This window comes from Mesorhizobium sp. B2-8-5, from assembly GCF_006440675.2.
Taxonomy (GTDB): Bacteria; Pseudomonadota; Alphaproteobacteria; order Rhizobiales; family Rhizobiaceae; genus Mesorhizobium.
Window position 1 is genome coordinate 6221313 of sequence record NZ_CP083951.1, and the last position, 15553, is coordinate 6236865.

12 protein-coding genes and 1 pseudogene are annotated in these 15553 nt (G+C 64.8%); 8 read left to right on the top strand and 5 right to left on the bottom strand.

Annotation, left to right across the window (positions count from 1 at the left end; genetic code table 11):
- Positions 1 to 261: 261 nt before the first annotated feature.
- Positions 262 to 825 (bottom strand): hypothetical protein, encoded by a 564-nt coding sequence (locus tag FJ430_RS30525; RefSeq protein WP_181175411.1) that lies wholly within the window; start codon positions 823 to 825, stop codon positions 262 to 264.
- A gap of 134 nt (positions 826 to 959) precedes the next feature.
- The gene (locus FJ430_RS30530) at positions 960 to 2312 is read right to left on the bottom strand and encodes an aromatic ring-hydroxylating oxygenase subunit alpha (RefSeq protein WP_140706122.1); all 1353 of its coding nucleotides are present in this window, start codon (positions 2310 to 2312) and stop codon (positions 960 to 962) included.
- A 118-nt stretch (positions 2313 to 2430) separates the two neighbouring features.
- Between FJ430_RS30530 and FJ430_RS30535 the strand changes: the two genes are divergently transcribed.
- Positions 2431 to 3324 (top strand): LysR family transcriptional regulator, encoded by an 894-nt coding sequence (locus FJ430_RS30535; protein ID WP_140706124.1) that lies wholly within the window; start codon positions 2431 to 2433, stop codon positions 3322 to 3324.
- 13 nt (positions 3325 to 3337) lie between these two features.
- Here the strand turns inward: FJ430_RS30535 and FJ430_RS30540 are convergent, their stop codons facing one another.
- Positions 3338 to 4597, bottom strand: a complete 1260-nt coding sequence (locus FJ430_RS30540; protein WP_140706127.1) for an NAD(P)/FAD-dependent oxidoreductase — start codon at positions 4595 to 4597, stop codon at positions 3338 to 3340.
- Between the two features lie 12 nt (positions 4598 to 4609).
- The gene (locus FJ430_RS30545) at positions 4610 to 6640 is read right to left on the bottom strand and encodes a prolyl oligopeptidase family serine peptidase (protein WP_140706129.1); all 2031 of its coding nucleotides are present in this window, start codon (positions 6638 to 6640) and stop codon (positions 4610 to 4612) included.
- A 415-nt stretch (positions 6641 to 7055) separates the two neighbouring features.
- On the opposite strand from FJ430_RS30545, the pseudogene FJ430_RS31795 reads away from it, so the two are divergent.
- The 7 genes and pseudogenes from FJ430_RS31795 to FJ430_RS30580 all read left to right on the top strand — a co-directional run.
- Positions 7056 to 7547 (top strand): annotated as a pseudogene (locus FJ430_RS31795) (dipeptidase); the annotation flags it as partial.
- A 76-nt stretch (positions 7548 to 7623) separates the two neighbouring features.
- Positions 7624 to 8928, top strand: coding sequence for an ABC transporter substrate-binding protein (locus FJ430_RS30555; protein ID WP_181175412.1), 1305 nt, complete (start codon positions 7624 to 7626; stop codon positions 8926 to 8928).
- 47 nt (positions 8929 to 8975) lie between these two features.
- Positions 8976 to 9923, top strand: a complete 948-nt coding sequence (locus FJ430_RS30560) for an ABC transporter permease (RefSeq protein ID WP_140643122.1) — start codon at positions 8976 to 8978, stop codon at positions 9921 to 9923.
- Between the two features lie 37 nt (positions 9924 to 9960).
- Complete coding sequence (locus tag FJ430_RS30565) at positions 9961 to 10788, top strand: ABC transporter permease (protein WP_226892000.1); 828 nt, start codon at positions 9961 to 9963, stop codon at positions 10786 to 10788.
- Complete coding sequence (locus FJ430_RS30570; protein ID WP_140706131.1) at positions 10785 to 11765, top strand: ABC transporter ATP-binding protein; 981 nt, start codon at positions 10785 to 10787, stop codon at positions 11763 to 11765. Before FJ430_RS30565 ends, FJ430_RS30570 begins: the two co-directional genes overlap by 4 nt.
- Entirely contained in the window at positions 11762 to 12772 is a 1011-nt protein-coding gene (locus tag FJ430_RS30575; protein ID WP_140706133.1) for an ABC transporter ATP-binding protein, read from the top strand. Before FJ430_RS30570 ends, FJ430_RS30575 begins: the two co-directional genes overlap by 4 nt.
- A gap of 15 nt (positions 12773 to 12787) precedes the next feature.
- The gene (locus FJ430_RS30580) at positions 12788 to 14815 is read left to right on the top strand and encodes a CocE/NonD family hydrolase (RefSeq protein ID WP_140706135.1); all 2028 of its coding nucleotides are present in this window, start codon (positions 12788 to 12790) and stop codon (positions 14813 to 14815) included.
- A gap of 24 nt (positions 14816 to 14839) precedes the next feature.
- Here the strand turns inward: FJ430_RS30580 and FJ430_RS30585 are convergent, their stop codons facing one another.
- Positions 14840 to 15502: a TetR/AcrR family transcriptional regulator gene (locus FJ430_RS30585; protein ID WP_140706137.1), complete on the bottom strand. Its 663-nt coding sequence runs from the start codon at positions 15500 to 15502 to the stop codon at positions 14840 to 14842.
- Between the last annotated feature and the right edge of the window lie 51 nt (positions 15503 to 15553).

Consider the following 15553-nt stretch of genomic DNA (forward strand, 5'->3'; position numbering starts at 1 on the left):
CAAACACACGAACTATCCCAATATTTACCGCTAGCCGCTCCCAGAATCGACCTCGGAGGACCAGAAAGTCGACACCGACGGTCGCAAAGCAGTCATTCAGAACTTTGTGGTCGACCTGTGCCATGGCATTGGCGACTCGGACTGCTGCAACGACGTATCCCGACCGGCGGCAGTCAAGCTGCGCCGGGCCGGAGTTGCGAGTAATATTCGGGAACCGAACCATCCACTTTGGCGGCGTCCTCTACGTTGCCGATGGAAACCCTAGCCAGCGCCCAAAAAGAAATCGTTCCGCCACCGGCCACCGGCCTCATGCCGAACGGGCGCGCCGTTCCTGTCGATGAACCGCGCCGAGATGACGGCGCTCGGTTGGAACGAATGCGCTTCCTTGAAACGGCGCCGTAGGGGATCGGCCGCCCAGGACGGGCACTCGAGGCGCACCTCTTCCGGCATGCCGGGATGGTCGATTGTGCATCCCTGCAATTTGACCAGCAGCGCGTGCTCATGATCCATCAGGATGGCAGGCGCGAATTTCACCCCATTGAACAAGCGTTTGATCTGATCGGGCGTCCTGCCTTCCTTCGGCGTGAGCCATGCCAGCAGCCGGGTGCGGGGCATATCCTCGCGCCCATGCTTGACCAGCCACCAGCCAAGCCGTCCTTGATGCCGGAGCGCATAGAGCGACTCTAAAATCTGACCACGGTCCTTGTCGCCGATATAGCGTCGGGCGCCAAACCAGGCCGAGACGGCTGCATCCGCGGGACGCGCGACGCTATCGACTTCGTGCATAAGATCGAGGGTGGCCTGCAGACGTGCGGCAGGGATCACGGAACGACGATCAGGCTGAAAACGCCTATAAAGGCGACAGGGCTGCTCCTGACCATTGTTCGCGCGTGTCGGCCTGCCGCCAGCGAGCGACTATCGCGGGGCGACAACCCACATTTGGATCGCGGTCACAACATCTAGGATGTGGCCTGGCCATTTTTTTGCGCCCTGCAGGCTGCTTGCGGCGAGGCATAGAGCTGTGACGGCGCAGCCCAAGCCTCGTCCCCTTCCCTACGTTCGCCGGTGACCAGGGTGCGCATCTGCGATAGATAGGTCTCTATGAAAAAGGCGGTCTGCGACTCCAGCGGCGTATAAGGCCCGGGGCGATAGGCGCGCGAGGCAATCCCTTCGGCGTTGTCTTCCGTGATCTTCTTGTCCTGGACGGTCGTCACGTCCCACATCCAAGAAATCTTGCCGGCGTCCACGGCCGGATCGGCATCCTTGTCGACGAGCCAGGTCAGGATCACGTCGGTTTCGTTGGCGTTGCGCGGAACCATCTGGAACATCGTCAGATAGTCGTTGGGCGCGCTCAGGAACGAAAGCCGGCCGATCCGGAACCCGTTCTCGCCGCCGTCATACTTGCCGCGCCCGCCCATCAGGCACGAGACCGGCTGGCCATCGTCGGAAAGCGTGAGGCGGCCCGAGCCGATCGGCTTGCGATGCATGGCGTAGGGCATCGTGTCCAGGTCGCCTGGCTCCCACACGCCCTTGTGGAACTCGGCGTCGCCGATGACGCTGTGCCAGGCGTCGATCTCCTGCCTCCATTCGGCGGCGTTGTAGTCGTCGCGCATGGCGGTCACCTTCACATGGCCGTTGACGCGGAAATATTCGGGGTGGGCCGGGCGGCAGTGGTAACATTCGAGGAAATTCTCCAGCACCAGCTTCCAGTTCGCCTTGGTCAGGTAATTCTTGCGCGCGACGATGCGCGCGTTGGCGACCCCGTTCTCGCGCAGAAGATCCGTCAGCCCGGCCGCCGCCGGTTCGATGTCAGGCAGGCTGGAGGCATCGAGGCCACATATCACCAGACCACCCATCACCTTCGTCGGCACCTTGTGCAGTCCGAGGCTGTCGCCATCGACGCCTTCGGGCAGGTCGCGCCGGGTCTGCAACTCACCGGTCAGCCGGAAGGACCAGGCATGATAGGGGCAGACCAGCAGCTTGCCGCGGCCATCCTTGACGCACAGGCGCGAGCCGCGATGGGTGCAGACGTTGTAGTAGGCGGCAATATCATCCTCGCCATCGCCATGACGGGCGACGATGATCTCCTCGTCGAACAATTGACGGATGACGTAACTGCCCTTCTCCGGCACTTCGCTCAAATGGGCGACGATGACCCATTGGCGAGGGAACCACAATTCGCGCTCGAGCGCGAAAATGTCCGGGTCGAGGTAGAAGGCCTGCTGCAGCGACCAGTCCTTGCGATGCTCGTCAATCAGCCTGACCACGCGCGCGCGATCGAGGCCGGACAACATCTTGTCGTTTGCATACATGGCAGGCTCCGGGGCTGGCAAATGCCTTTTGATCAGGGTTGCAGCGAATTGCGGCACTCATCAACCATGGATTTGGCAGGCTTCCATCTCGAAAAGTCATGGAATACCCTTATCCTCGATGAAGACGCTCAAAGCCTCGCTTCCCTTGCTCAACGCGATGGTCGCATTCGAAGCGACCGCGCGACGCGGCAACCTGACGGCCGCCGCCGAGGAGCTTGCCATCGCGCAATCGGCCGTGTCGCGCCACATCGCCAATCTGGAAAAGCGGCTCGCGCTGGACCTTTTGGCCCGCAAGGGCAATCGCGTCTCGCTGACCGAAAACGGCGCCGCGCTGGCCGAGGCGATACGAGACGGGCTGGGCACGATCCGCGACGCCGTCGCGCGCCTGCAGGAGGCCGATCGCGATTCCCTCGTCATCGCCAGCGGCTACGACCTCGTCCAGGCTTGGCTGATGCCGCGCTTCGACCTTGTGACCTCGCTCGTCACGCATGGCCGTGTCACGCTGCTGACCTCAAGCAATCCCGACGATTTCGGCCGGCCGGAAGTCGGGATTTCGATACGCTTCGGTCGCCCCGAGCTTTGGCCTGGCCTCGCCGCCCGCAAGCTGTTCGACGGGGAGTGGTTTCCCGTCTGCTCGCCGGGCTTCCTCGAACGGCACCCTGCTCTGGCCTCGGAGGATCCGGCATCCTTCCTCGACGTGCCGCTGCTGCATCTCGCAGCTCCCGAAGATGCGATCGACAATTGGAGATCCTGGATCGGCACTACGCGGAGCCTGCCCGGTCCGACATTCTCCAGCTATCTGTCGATGATGCATGAGGCGATAGCCGGCCGGGGCGCGGCGCTCGCCTGGGCCGGCTTCGTCGAAGAGCAGCTCAGGCTCGGGCAATTGGTGCGGTTGACCAGGACTCCGCGCCGCCATGCCGATGCGTTCTACATCGTCACCCGCAGGAAGACGACGCCGACCGAACAGATGGTGGCGCAAGCCCTGCTCGACAGCGCGACGACCCGCTGACCTGCCGCTGGTCTCATTCGGCGGCGGTGGCGAAACGCCTGGCGCCGTGGCGCGCGCTCCATGCGGGCATCGAGGCCTCGACATCTTCCTCGCTCGGGAAGGCATCGCGCGCGTAGCGGTCGACCCTGAAGCGCGCCGGATCGACCAAGCGAGGCGTGTCCAGCAGGATCTCGGTGGCCAGCCTGCCGAGGCCCGGTCCATGGCTGACGCCGGTCTCGTTGTCGCCACCCGCGACGACGATGTTCGCGTGGCCCGGCACATGCCCGACCATCAAGCCAACGTCCGGCGTGTAGCAGGGGATGCCCTGCGACCAGTTCGCGACCTGCGAGCCGCGGAGCGGCGGGAAGACTTCCTGCAGCTTGCCCATCTGGTGATCGACCATGGACTGCATCAGCTCGCGGTTGTGCGGCTGGCCGGGTTCGAGGTCGTTCTCCTCCAGGCGATGCATCGGCGTGTAGTGGCTGCCCGTGCCCCACATGATCGCGCCAAAGGTTTCGCGCAGCCAAAGCCGCAACTCGCGGCACTGGATGGTCGGCAGCGTCGAGGGCAGGCCTCGATCGTCGGTGACCACGCGCGTGGCCAGCACCCGCAGCAGCGGCAGGTGCCAGTCGAGGCTGGCGAGGACCTCGTTGTTCCAAGCGCCGGCCGCCACGACCACGCCATCGGCCTCGATGCTATCGCGGTCGGTTTCCAGCGTGACCTTGCCGCCGGCGTCCTCGATCTTCAGGACCCTGGTCCTGTCGCGCACGACGCCGCCGAGCTTCTTGATCTCGTTGACCAGCACGCCGAGCGCGAGCTTGGTATCGAGCTGGATGCCATGCGGGTTGTAGGCGCCGGAATGAACCTTCGCCGGATCGACCAGCCCGCCCATCTTCTCGCCGATCTGCGCGGCGTTCAGATCCTGCATCTCCTTCGGCGCATAGGGTGAGCGGAGCACCGGCATGACGAAATCCTCGCGCCCCTGCGGCGTGAGCGCCATGATCAGCGTGCCGTTCGGCCGGTAGCCGATCTCGGTACCCAGTTCATGCAGCATGCGGTAGAAGTCGAGACCGTATTGTTGCAGGCGAAGGCCTTCCTCGCCGGCCGGAATCATGCCGGCGGACCAATGCGAGACGAAGCCGGCGCCGGCGCTGGTCGTTGCCGCGCCCGGCTCGGTTGCCTCCACGAGCGTCACGTTCTTCACACCCGACTTCAGCAGATGGTAGGCGGTGGAGCAGCCGATGATGCCGCCGCCCACGACCACGATATGCTTGCTGTTGCTTGCTGCCGGCATTTTTCTTCCTCCTTACATCTTCGCGGTCGAAGAACCGCCAACATAGGTGTCAAGCCACCAGACGATGCGGGCGGCGGTGTCGATATATTCCGGATAGCCGCGCAGGCTATGGCCGGCGCTCGGATAGGTCGCGAGCGCGCTTGGCGAACCCGAGCGCAAGGCCGCGAAATGGCACTCCAGCGCCTGGCCGGGGGGCGTACTCTTGTCGATGCCGCCGGCCATGACCAGTGTCGGGACCTTGCTGAGCTGCCGGTAAAAGGCGGGGCTGCGGGTAAAATAAGCGCCGCCTTCTTCCCATGGCGAGGATTCCAGCATCAGCGCGTCGAATTCCGGTATCTGCGTCGTGCGATGCTGGCTGTACCAGTCGCCGACGGGCGAGATCGGAATGGCGGCGGCGAAGCGGCCGCTGCGCGTCGGCAGCCATGCGGACATGAAGCCGCCATAGCTGGTGCCGGTGACGGCGACGCGATCCGGGTCGACCAGGCCTTTCTCCACCAGGGCATCGATGCCGCTCAAAATGTCGTCGGCATCGGCGCCGCCCATGTCGCCCTGCACGGCGCGGGCGAAGGCGTCCCCGCGTCCCGTGCTGCCCCTAGGGTTGGGAAAGAAAATCGTCCAGCCGCGCGAGACGAGCAGTGGAGCGGAACGCGTTCGCGCCATCCAGCGGTTGCGATGGGACGAGATCGGCCCGCCATGGATATCGACCAGCAGCGGCGTCGGCCCGGCCGCCGCCAGCGGGCGGACAAGCCAGCCCTGGATTTCGAGTCCGTCGCGGGCACGCCAGGAAAACGGCTCGGCCTTGCCGCGGCCGGCCATCGCGGATTGCGCATCGGACGCCATGAGCGACGCGATCTCGCGCAGTCCGCCATCGGCGACCTCGGCCAGGAATGGAGCCCGGTCATAAGCCTCCGCGATGAAGAGCGAGCCCGCGGCCCCGACCGGCACACTGGAGGGCGCCCACTCGCCGCAGGTCAATTCGGTCGACGACCAGCGTTCGGTCACCCCTGCGGCGGAGACATCGCAATCGGCCAGCACCGTCTCGTGGCCGCGGATGCCCGCCATATGCAAGCTGGCGGCGGAGCGCCATTCGATCGAGGTGACGTCGATCGGATTGGTCGGCACGACTGCAACCTCGCCGCCGAACGGATCTAGGATCGACAGCTGCCCGGCAACAAGGCCGCGATCGCTGCAGAAGGCCTGGATGAAGGCGATACGGGCGCCGTCGGGCGAGCCGCGAGGAACGCCGATCTGGTCGCGCGGCGTGTGAAGAAGGGTGGCCGATCCCGACTTCGCGTCGATCAGCGAAAGCTTCGCCGCATACCAGCTGCCCTCGCCATGGTCATCGCTGGTCACGGCGGCGATCTTGTCGGCGCCGCACCAGCTCGCTTCCCATACATTGACCGGCGCCGATGTGAGCGGCGCGGGTTTGGCCTTCATATCCCAGATCCAAACCCGGCGCCAAAGGTCCTCGCCTTCGCCCCAACCCACTTCGGGCAGCCATGCGGGCGCATCCGTCTTCTGCTTCTGCGCGTAGCCGCCGTGAATTCCAGCCAGATCCGCGCCGACGCCGGCAACGACGAGCAGCAACCTTTGGCCATCGGGCGCCCAGTCCATCAGCTCGATCCGGCCGGGCACATCCGCCACCGCGGTGCCTTCGCCGCCAGACCAGATCTCGATGCGGTCGATGCCCGCCTCTCCACCGGCGTAGGCGACCGCCAAGCTCTCTCCGTCTGGCGCAAGACTGATTTGCCTGGTCTCCGCATCATTGAGCCGTTGAGGCGATTCACCGCCGCGCCGCATTTGGTAGAGACGGCTGACCGGCGCGCCATCGAGGCCGCCCTCGAAGCTCTGGCCGATGAAAAACATCGCATCGCTGGAGGCGTGACCGCAAAGAGAGCGAGCCGCGAAGACGTGCCCGTCCAGCCCGAAGAGAGCGGCATACAAACCCGCTGCCTCGGCGAATTCCGCGGCGGAGCGGAAATCCCCCGACATCCGGCCGGCAATCGGCGCGATCATCGATCCGGAGTTCCGCACGCTGCTCATCTCGACTTCCCAACACCGCGCTCAACCTGGCGCTATCGCCACGGCAAGCTCACGCACCCAACCATAACGACAGTCGGAGCATTGTCTAGACACCGGTGTACATTAGATTGGGCCAGCGGCCTTGACGGCACGATGGGCGGTTGACCCGCCATGATTGGAACGCGCAGATTTCGAAGCGACGTAACAACCGGACAAAGACGCGATGAACCTTGACGACAAAGTCCAGTCGATCCTGAAGAGCGAAGTCATCTGGGATGCGCATTCCGGCTTCATGCCCGACCCAGCCGCGGACCTGAACAATCTGCGGATCTGGCGCGACGCAGGCGTCGACTATCTTTCCATCGATGTCGGCTTCGATCTCCTGCCCTGGGAAAAGACAGTCGCCACACTCTACCATCGCCTCGGCGTGCGACAGATGCTGTTCGCCTACAACCGCAACAATCTCGCCGGCGGCGGGTGCCACGACGAGGACACAGGTCTGACCGCATTCGGCCGGCAGGTGATCGACGAAATGAACCGCCTCGGCATGTTCGTGGACGTGACCCATACGGGCTATCGCACCACGATGGACGTGATGGAATATACGGACCGGCCGGTGATCTTCTCGCACTCCAACCCGAAGGCGCTCTGCGCTCACGGGCGCAACATCACCGATGACCAGATCAAGGCTTGCGCCCGTACCGGCGGCATCATCGGCGTCGTGGGCCTCAACCGCTTCCTCGGCGAGGGCCGCACCGATTCCGAGCGGCTGGCCGACCACGTCGAATATCTGATCGACCTTGCCGGCCCGCGCCATGTCGGCATCGGGCTCGACTATGCTTTCCCGGTCGAGGTCGAAGGCATCGAGGACATCATCTCCAGCAATCCGCATTTCTGGCCGAAGAACGAATATCCCGAAGGCAAGACGACCTATTCGAGCCCGGGCCAGACGAAGGAGCTTATCGAGGTGCTGCTGCGCCGCGGCCATCTGGGGCTGGAAGCCGATGGCTGTGGAGAAGATCGACCAGCTCGACCCACTCACGATCGCCTTCAAGCTGCGCGACAATATCGGCTTCACCGACGGTTTCGGTCAGCTGACCGCAGAGGACGTGAAGTTCTCGATCGAGCGCATCGCCGATCCCGCCAACAAGTCCCCTTATGCGGGCGACTGGGCGACGCTCAAGGAAGTCGAGGTCAAGGACAAGCTTTCGGGCATCATCCATCTGAACAAGGCGTTCGCGCCGTTGTGGACCTCGACCTTGCCGACGCCGTCGAGCACGATCCTGTCCAAGCGCGCCGTGACCGAGGCTGGCGGCAAGCTCGGCGTGAAACCCGTGGCGCAGTCAGGCCCCTATCTGCTCAAGGAATGGACGCCCAAGCAGCGCACCGTGCTCGTGCGCAACCCGGACTGGAAATACGAGCAGGGCGGCTACGACGAGATCCACGTCCATCCGATCGAGGACGAAAAGACCGCCGAGCTTGGCTATGAGGCAGGCGACCTCGACTACACCTGGACGGCCGTGTCCTCGATCAAGCGGCTGAAGGAAACGCCGCCGGCGGACACCGTCGTGGTCGAGAAGCCATCGCTGGCCTTCGTCTGGCTCGGCATGAACCAGATCGCGGCGCCCTTCGACAATCCGGACCTGCGCCGCGCCGTGCAGTATGGCGTCGACCGCAAGGCCGTGGTGGACGCGGCCTATTTCGGCGCCGCCGCCACCTCCACCGGCATCATCGCGCCCGGCCTGGTCGGCCATCGCGAGAAGAACCTCTACGAATACGATCCCGACAAGGCTCGCGAGCTGGTCAACAAGGCCGGCGCCAGCGGCGTCACCGTCACGCTCGACATCCTCAACAAGGCGGAACGCCTGTCGGCGGCGCAGGTCGTGCAGGCGAACCTGCAGGACATCGGCATCAATGTCGAAATCAAGCAGAATGACAGCGGCACGTTCTGGACGCTGGGGTCGAAGCAAAACCCTTATTACAAGAAGCTCCAGATGGTGCTGTCGCGCTTCTCGATGCAGCCTGATCCGAGCTGGGCGACGGAGTGGTACACGACCAGCCAGATCGGTGAGTGGAATTGGGAGCAGTTCAGCAACGCTGAATTCGACAAGCTGGTCACCGAAGGCAAGATCGAGCTCGACCCGGCCAAGCGCGACGTCATGTACAAGAAGATGCAGGACCTGATGGAGGAGAGCGGCTGCTACGTCTTCCTCACCCATGAAGTCACCGGCGTGATGTACCGCAAGAGCGTTGCCGCCGGGCTCAAGCCGAATGGCGAGCCTTGCTTCGCGGACTTCAAACCTGCCTGACGTGATGGACAACGGCACGGCATGGGGCGGATCGGCCGGCTCCTGAGATGCTCCGCTATGCGCTGAAACGGCTGGGCCTGGGCATCATCATCGTGAGCGTCGCGATGGTGATGCTGTTCGCCATGATCTATGTGATCCCGGGCGACCCGGCATCCGTGGCGCTCGGACCGCGCGCCACGCCCGAGATGGTTCAGGCGTTGCGCAGCCGCATGGGGCTGGACCAGCCGATCTGGATCCAGTTCCTCCGGTTCTATTTGTCCGCGTTGCGCGGCGACCTCGGCACCGAGGTGCTGTCCGGGCGGCCGGTGCTGGACGTCGTGTTCGAGCAGTTGCCGTACACACTGGCGCTGATCGCGGGCGCGATCTCATGGTCGGTGCTGCTCGGCATTCCGCTGGGCTGCATCGCGGCGGTGCGGCGCGGCGGCTTCGTCGACCGCGTCATCGGCATCCTGTCGGTCGCGGTCATCGCGGTGCCATCCTTCGTCATCGCGATCTATTCCCTGCTGATCTTTGCCGTCGCCCTGCAGTGGCTGCCGGCCATCGGCGCCGGCGAGCCCGGCAATCTCGCCAGCCAGCTGAAGCATCTTGCCCTGCCCTCGCTCGCAATCGGCGTCGGCTGGGTCGGCTACATCGCGCGCATGGTGCGCGCTTCCATGCTAGAAACGCTGGAAGCCAGCCACATCCGCACCGCGCGCGCTTTCGGCCTGACGGATCGGCGCATCACCTATTCCTATGCCTTGCGTATCGCCATCCTGCCCACCGTCACGCTGCTCGGCGTCGGCATCGGCAATATGGTGTCTTCGGCCGTCTTCGCCGAGATCGTCTTCGCCCGCCCCGGCATCGGCAAGCTGGTCTACGAGGCGATCTCGGTGCGCAACTATCCGGTTGTCACCGGCGCCGTTTTGGTGACGACCGTTTTCTTCGTCGTCGTGAACGCTCTCGCCGACATCCTCATTGGTGCGTTGGACCCTCGTGTCAGAACAAGTCTTAATTGACCGGCCATCACGGCAGCGCGTCGCCAAGATCGGCCGCGTGCTTCGGCGCATCGTTCGCGAGCCGCTCGGCGCGTTCGGTCTCACCCTGGTCGTGATCGTCGTTCTCTCGGCTCTCTTCGCCGACGTGCTCAGCAGCTACCCACCGACGAAACTCGCCCCGGCCGAGCGCTTCGCGCCCGCAAGCCTGCATCACCTGCTCGGCACGGACCATCTGGGGCGCGATCTGTTCTCGCGTGTGCTCCATGGCGGCCGCATCGCGCTGGCCATTGCGCTTGGCGCGACCGGACTGTCGCTCATCGGCGGCATCGCGCTTGGGCTCATCGCAGGCTACGGGCCGCGCTGGCTCGACAATCTGATGCTCCTGCTCTTCGATGCCATCAAGAGCTTCCCGACCGTGATGCTGGCGCTTACGCTGGTCACGCTGACCGGACCTTCGCTGCTTGCGGTGCTGATCGTGGTCGTGCTGGTCAACGTGCCCGGCTATGCCCGCATCATCAGGACACAGACGCTCGTGCTGAAGTCCGCCGAACATGTGATGGCGGCGCGCTCGATGGGCGCAAGCACCGCGCGCATTCTCACCGTCCACATATTGCCCAACGTTATCGGCCCCATCCTCATCCTCGCGTCGATGGACATCCCGGTCGTCGTGGCGATCGAGGCCGGTCTGAGCTTCCTCGGCCTCGGCGTCAGACCGCCTCTGCCAAGCTGGGGCGCGATCCTGAACGACGGCTTCGTCAACATCCGCGATTCATACTGGATCGTGGTCGCGGGCGGCCTGCCGATCATCCTCACAACGCTCGGCTTCACCTTCCTCGGCGAGACCCTGCGCGACGTTTTCGACCCCCGGCTGAAGAGGCGCGGATGACCGTCCTTGACGTCAAGGACCTCAGCGTCGACTTCGCCACCGAAGCCGGCACGTTGCAGGCGCTGCGCAAGGTGAGCCTGGAGGTGCCGACGAACCGGATCGTCGGCGTCGTCGGCGAGTCGGGTTGCGGAAAATCGACATTGATCAATGCCATTCTCGGCCTGCTCGCAGACAACGGCAGGGTCACGTCGGGCCAGATTCTGTTCGAGGGCAAAAGCGATCTCGTCCGTCTCGACGGCACAGGCATGCGGGCGTTGCGCGGCCAGAAGATCGCAACCGTCTTCCAGGACCCGATGGGGGCGCTGAACCCGGTGCTTTCCGTGGGCAAGCAGATGCGCGACATCCAGTACCGCTCCGGACTGTCGCGCAAGGCGAAGGACGCGCTCTCCATCGCGATGCTGCGCAAGGTCCGGATTCCCGATCCTGGGCGCCGGCTGGCGCAGTTTCCGCACGAATTCTCGGGCGGCATGAAGCAGCGCATCGCGATCGCCATGGCGCTGCTGATGCAGCCTTCGCTGCTGATCGCCGATGAGCCGACAACGGCTCTCGACGCCACGCTCGAAGTCGCCATCATCGAGTTGCTCAAGGACTTGCAGAAGCAGATCGGCTGCTCCGTGCTGTTCATCTCGCATCATCTCGGCGTCATCGCGGAACTGTGCGACGAGATGATCGTCATGTATGCCGGCGAAGTGGTCGAACGCGGCTCGACCCGCGACATCTTCCACAACCCGCGACATCCCTACACGAAGAAGCTGCTCGCCTGCGATCCGGCAAGGCTCTCGCGGCGCGAGCCGCGGCTGCCCACCATTCCCGGCACGCTGCCGGACCTGCGTAACCGCCCCAAGGGTTGCGTTTTCCAGGCACGCTGCGAGCTCGCGGACGATGCCTGCTCCGCGATGCCGCCCGATACCGCGCTGAGCGCGTCGCACGTCGCGCGATGCTGGCACACCGATGAAACGGCCGGAACGGCCGCATGACGACAGAACCTCTGCTTTCCGTTTCCGATCTTCGCGTGCGCTTCCGCGTCGGCGGCATGATGAGCGCGTTGGCCGGCCGGCGGACGGAGATCGAGGCCGTCGCCGGTGTCGGCTTCACGCTGGAGCGCGGCCAGACGCTTGCGCTGGTCGGCGAGTCCGGATCGGGCAAGACCACGCTCGCGCGCGCCGTGAACGGCCTGCAGGCGGTGGCTGGCGGTTCGGTCCGCTTCGAGGGCCGAGAGCTGAACGAGCTGACCAAGGCGGAATGGAAGCCGCTGCGCCGCAAGATGTCGATGATGTTCCAGGACCCGGTCGGCTCGCTGTCGCCGCGCCTCAGCGTCCGTTCGCTGCTGACGGAGCCGTTCGCCATCCACGGCCTGTCCGGCCGCAGCCTCGAAGCCGAGGTGGAGCGCCTGCTCGCCCTGGTCGGGCTTCCGCGCGATTTCGCCGAGCGCTATCCGCACCAGCTCTCCGGCGGCCAGGCGCGCCGGGTCGGCGTCGCAAGGGCCGTCGCGCTCGACCCGGTGCTGATCATCGCCGACGAACCGACAGCCGGGCTCGACGTATCGATCCAGGGCGAGGTGCTCAACCTGCTCAACGACCTGCGCGACCGCATGGGCCTGTCGATGCTCATCATCACGCACAATCTGCATGTCGTGCGCCAGATCGCCGACCGGATGGCGGTGATGTATCTCGGGCGCTTTGTCGAGGAAGGCGAGACCGAGGCGATTTTCCGGGCGCCGCATCATCCCTACACGGCCGCGCTGCTGTCCGCGAACCCCGAGCCCGATCCCGACAAGGTGCACAACCGAATCGCGCTGCCGGCCGAAGTACCGTCACTGCTCGACAGGCCTTCGGGCTGTGAGTTCCACACACGCTGCCCGTTCGCGCAAGACATCTGCACAACGCAGGCGCCGACCTCGTCCGCAGTCGGCTCGAGCCGGCTCACCTGTCACTTCCCGCTCAATGCCGGCCCAAGCGCCGTCGAGGCAATCGCCGCAAGTTAAGAGAAGGTCCGTCCGATGAAAGACATCCGCGTGGTCACCGATTTCCCGCGCAAGGTCCGCGAGATCGAAAACCTGTGGATCCCGATGCCGGACGGCGTGAAGCTCGCCGCACGCATCTGGCTCCCGCAGGACGCCGAAGCCGATCCGGTGCCGACCATCCTCGAATACCTGCCCTATCGAAAGCGCGACGGAACGGTGGAGCGCGACGCGCTCACCCATCCCTATTTCGCCGGCCACGGCTATGCCGGCGTGCGTGTCGACATGCGCGGCACCGGCGACAGCGAAGGCGTCTGCAAGGGCGAATATCTGAAGCAGGAACAGGACGATTGTCTCGTCGTCATCGAATGGCTGGCGAAGCAGCCCTGGTGCTCGGGCGCGGTCGGCATGATCGGCATCAGCTGGGGCGGCTTCAACGGACTCCAGGTCGCCGCCCGCCGCCCGCCGGCGCTGAAGGCGGTCATCTCGCTCTGCTCCACCGACGACCGTTACAACGATGACGTCCATTATCTCGGCGGCGCGCAGATGTGCGACAATCTGATATGGGGCACCACGGCCTGGGCGATCGCCATGACGCCTCCCGATCCGCTGATCGTCGGCGACCGCTGGCGTGAGATGTGGGAGGGTCGCCTCGACGGCAACGGCATCTGGATGCAGGACTGGTTCGAGCACCAGCGCCGCGACGACTTCTACAAGCACGGCTCGATCTGCGAGGATTATTCCGACGTCGAAATCCCGGTCTACGCCGTCGGCGGTTGGGCGGACGGCTATCCGAACCCGATCTTCCGCATGCTTGAAAACTTGCCGGGTGTGCGCAAGGGACTGATCGGCCCGTGGGGCCACAAATACCCGCACTTCGCCATGCCGGGCCCGCGCATGGGCTTCCTCCAGGAATGCCTGCGCTGGTGGGACCAGTATCTCAAGGGCATCGACACCGGCATCGCCGACGAACCCATGCTGCGCGCCTGGATGCAGGAGCCGGCGCCGCCGGCCGCTATCTATGAGGAGCGCCCAGGCCGCTGGGTTGCCGAGCCGTCATGGCCGGGACCCGGCATCGGCGAGCGCGCGCTCGCCTTGTCACCCGGCCGTCTTGCCGAGGGCGCGGGCAGCGACGACGTGCTGACGATCCGCTCGCCCTCAACGGCGGGGCTCTCGTCCGGCGCGTGGTGCGGCTACGGCGTCCTGCCGACCTTGCCGGTCGACCAGCGCATGGAAGCCGGCAACGCGCTCGTCTTCGAAACCGATCCTCTTGAGGAAGCCGTGGAGATCCTCGGCTTCCCGGAATTCGAGGTGAAGCTCGCCTCGGACAAGCCGGTCGCGCTGATCTCGGCCACGCTGTCGCTCGTGCTTGAAGACGGCGCGGCCTCGCGCGTCAGCTACGGCATCCTCAACCTCACGCATCGGCATGGCGATCTCGAATTGGCACCGATGACGCCAGGCAAGGCCGAAACGGTGCGCTTCAAATTGCGCTGCTGCGGCCAGCGCTTCGAGAAGGGCCAGCGCATCCGGCTTGCCGTTGCAACGGCGCATTGGCCGATCGTCTTTCCGGGACCGGAGAAGGCGACGCTGTCGATCCATTGCGCCGGCAGCAGGCTATTCCTGCCGGTGCGCAAGCCGCAGCCGCTCGACAAGACACTCCCGGAATTCGAGGGACCGGAAAGCGCCACGCCGATGGCGCAGGAAGCGATCAAGGCGGGCGAGCCTTTCCGGCGCGAGGTGACCACGGACCAGATCACCGGCGAGACGAGCTATACGGTCGTCATCGACGCCGGAACGGTGCGCCATCCACACACCGGCATGACCCTGTCGCAGAGACAGACCGAGATCTTCGTCGTCCATCCGGACGATCCGAACTCGGCGCGCGGGACCGTGACGTGGGACAAGACCTATTCGCGCGGCGACTGGAGCGCCGGCGTTTCGGTCTCCGCCACGGTGCGCGCGCTGCACGATGTCTGGCGCATGGAAACGCATCTCATCGCACGCGCCGGCGACGAGGTCGTGGTCGACCGCGAAGAGGTCAAGGAGTTTCCACGCGATCTGAATTGATGCGATCGTGGATGGCAGGACTGCTCAGCCGGGACGTCTCGGCAGCATCTTTTTGGCGAAGGCATCCACCTCTCCTTCGCGAGGAGCTTCGCCCGTGTGCGTGAGCAGGTAGGCCGGCGTCAGGAAGAGACGGTTGCTTACCGGTTCGACGATCTCGAGCGAGTAATAGCCGATCTGCGTGAAATACAGCACGCGCGCCCGCACGAACGCTTCGGTGGCTTCATAGCCATGCCGCGAAAACATCGCCCGGATGGCTTCGACGCGCGCGTCGTCCTCCTCGTTCACGACCCGGTGCACGTCGGCCGACTGGCGCGACCAGGCGCGCACGGCGAAGTCCAGTCGCGGATTGAAGAGCGTTTCGTCCAGCCAGCACTCGAAGACATTGAGCACGGCTTGCGTGATCGACGCGGCCGGCCGGCCGGCCTGCTCGACGATGAAACGGGTGTTGTTATTGCGCCAGTAATCCAGCAGCTGGTCGAGCAGGTCCTGGCGGCTCTTGAAGTACCAGTAGAAACTGGAACGTGAGACATTGAGCTTCTGCCCGAGCGCCAGCACGCGCACCGCCTCCACGCCCTCGGAGATCAACGTCTCCAGCGCGAGGTTCATCCAGTCCTCGCGCGTCACCTTGGTGTTGCCGATCAGACCGGACCGCCGCACGACTTCATCAGCACTGGAATCGGAGAACATAGCGGACCGGCCAAGTTTGAACGCCGGCTAGATAGACCTTAAACCACCACG

Coding starts and splice junctions, on each gene's coding strand:
- FJ430_RS30530 (WP_140706122.1), bottom strand. CDS start 2,312: ATGTATGCAAACGACAAGATGTTGTCCGGCCTCGATCGCGCGCGCGTG.
- FJ430_RS30535 (WP_140706124.1), top strand. CDS start 2,431: ATGAAGACGCTCAAAGCCTCGCTTCCCTTGCTCAACGCGATGGTCGCA.
- FJ430_RS30540 (WP_140706127.1), bottom strand. CDS start 4,597: ATGCCGGCAGCAAGCAACAGCAAGCATATCGTGGTCGTGGGCGGCGGC.
- FJ430_RS30545 (WP_140706129.1), bottom strand. CDS start 6,640: ATGAGCAGCGTGCGGAACTCCGGATCGATGATCGCGCCGATTGCCGGC.
- FJ430_RS30555 (WP_181175412.1), top strand. CDS start 7,624: ATGGCTGTGGAGAAGATCGACCAGCTCGACCCACTCACGATCGCCTTC.
- FJ430_RS30560 (WP_140643122.1), top strand. CDS start 8,976: ATGCTCCGCTATGCGCTGAAACGGCTGGGCCTGGGCATCATCATCGTG.
- FJ430_RS30570 (WP_140706131.1), top strand. CDS start 10,785: ATGACCGTCCTTGACGTCAAGGACCTCAGCGTCGACTTCGCCACCGAA.
- FJ430_RS30575 (WP_140706133.1), top strand. CDS start 11,762: ATGACGACAGAACCTCTGCTTTCCGTTTCCGATCTTCGCGTGCGCTTC.
- FJ430_RS30580 (WP_140706135.1), top strand. CDS start 12,788: ATGAAAGACATCCGCGTGGTCACCGATTTCCCGCGCAAGGTCCGCGAG.
- FJ430_RS30585 (WP_140706137.1), bottom strand. CDS start 15,502: ATGTTCTCCGATTCCAGTGCTGATGAAGTCGTGCGGCGGTCCGGTCTG.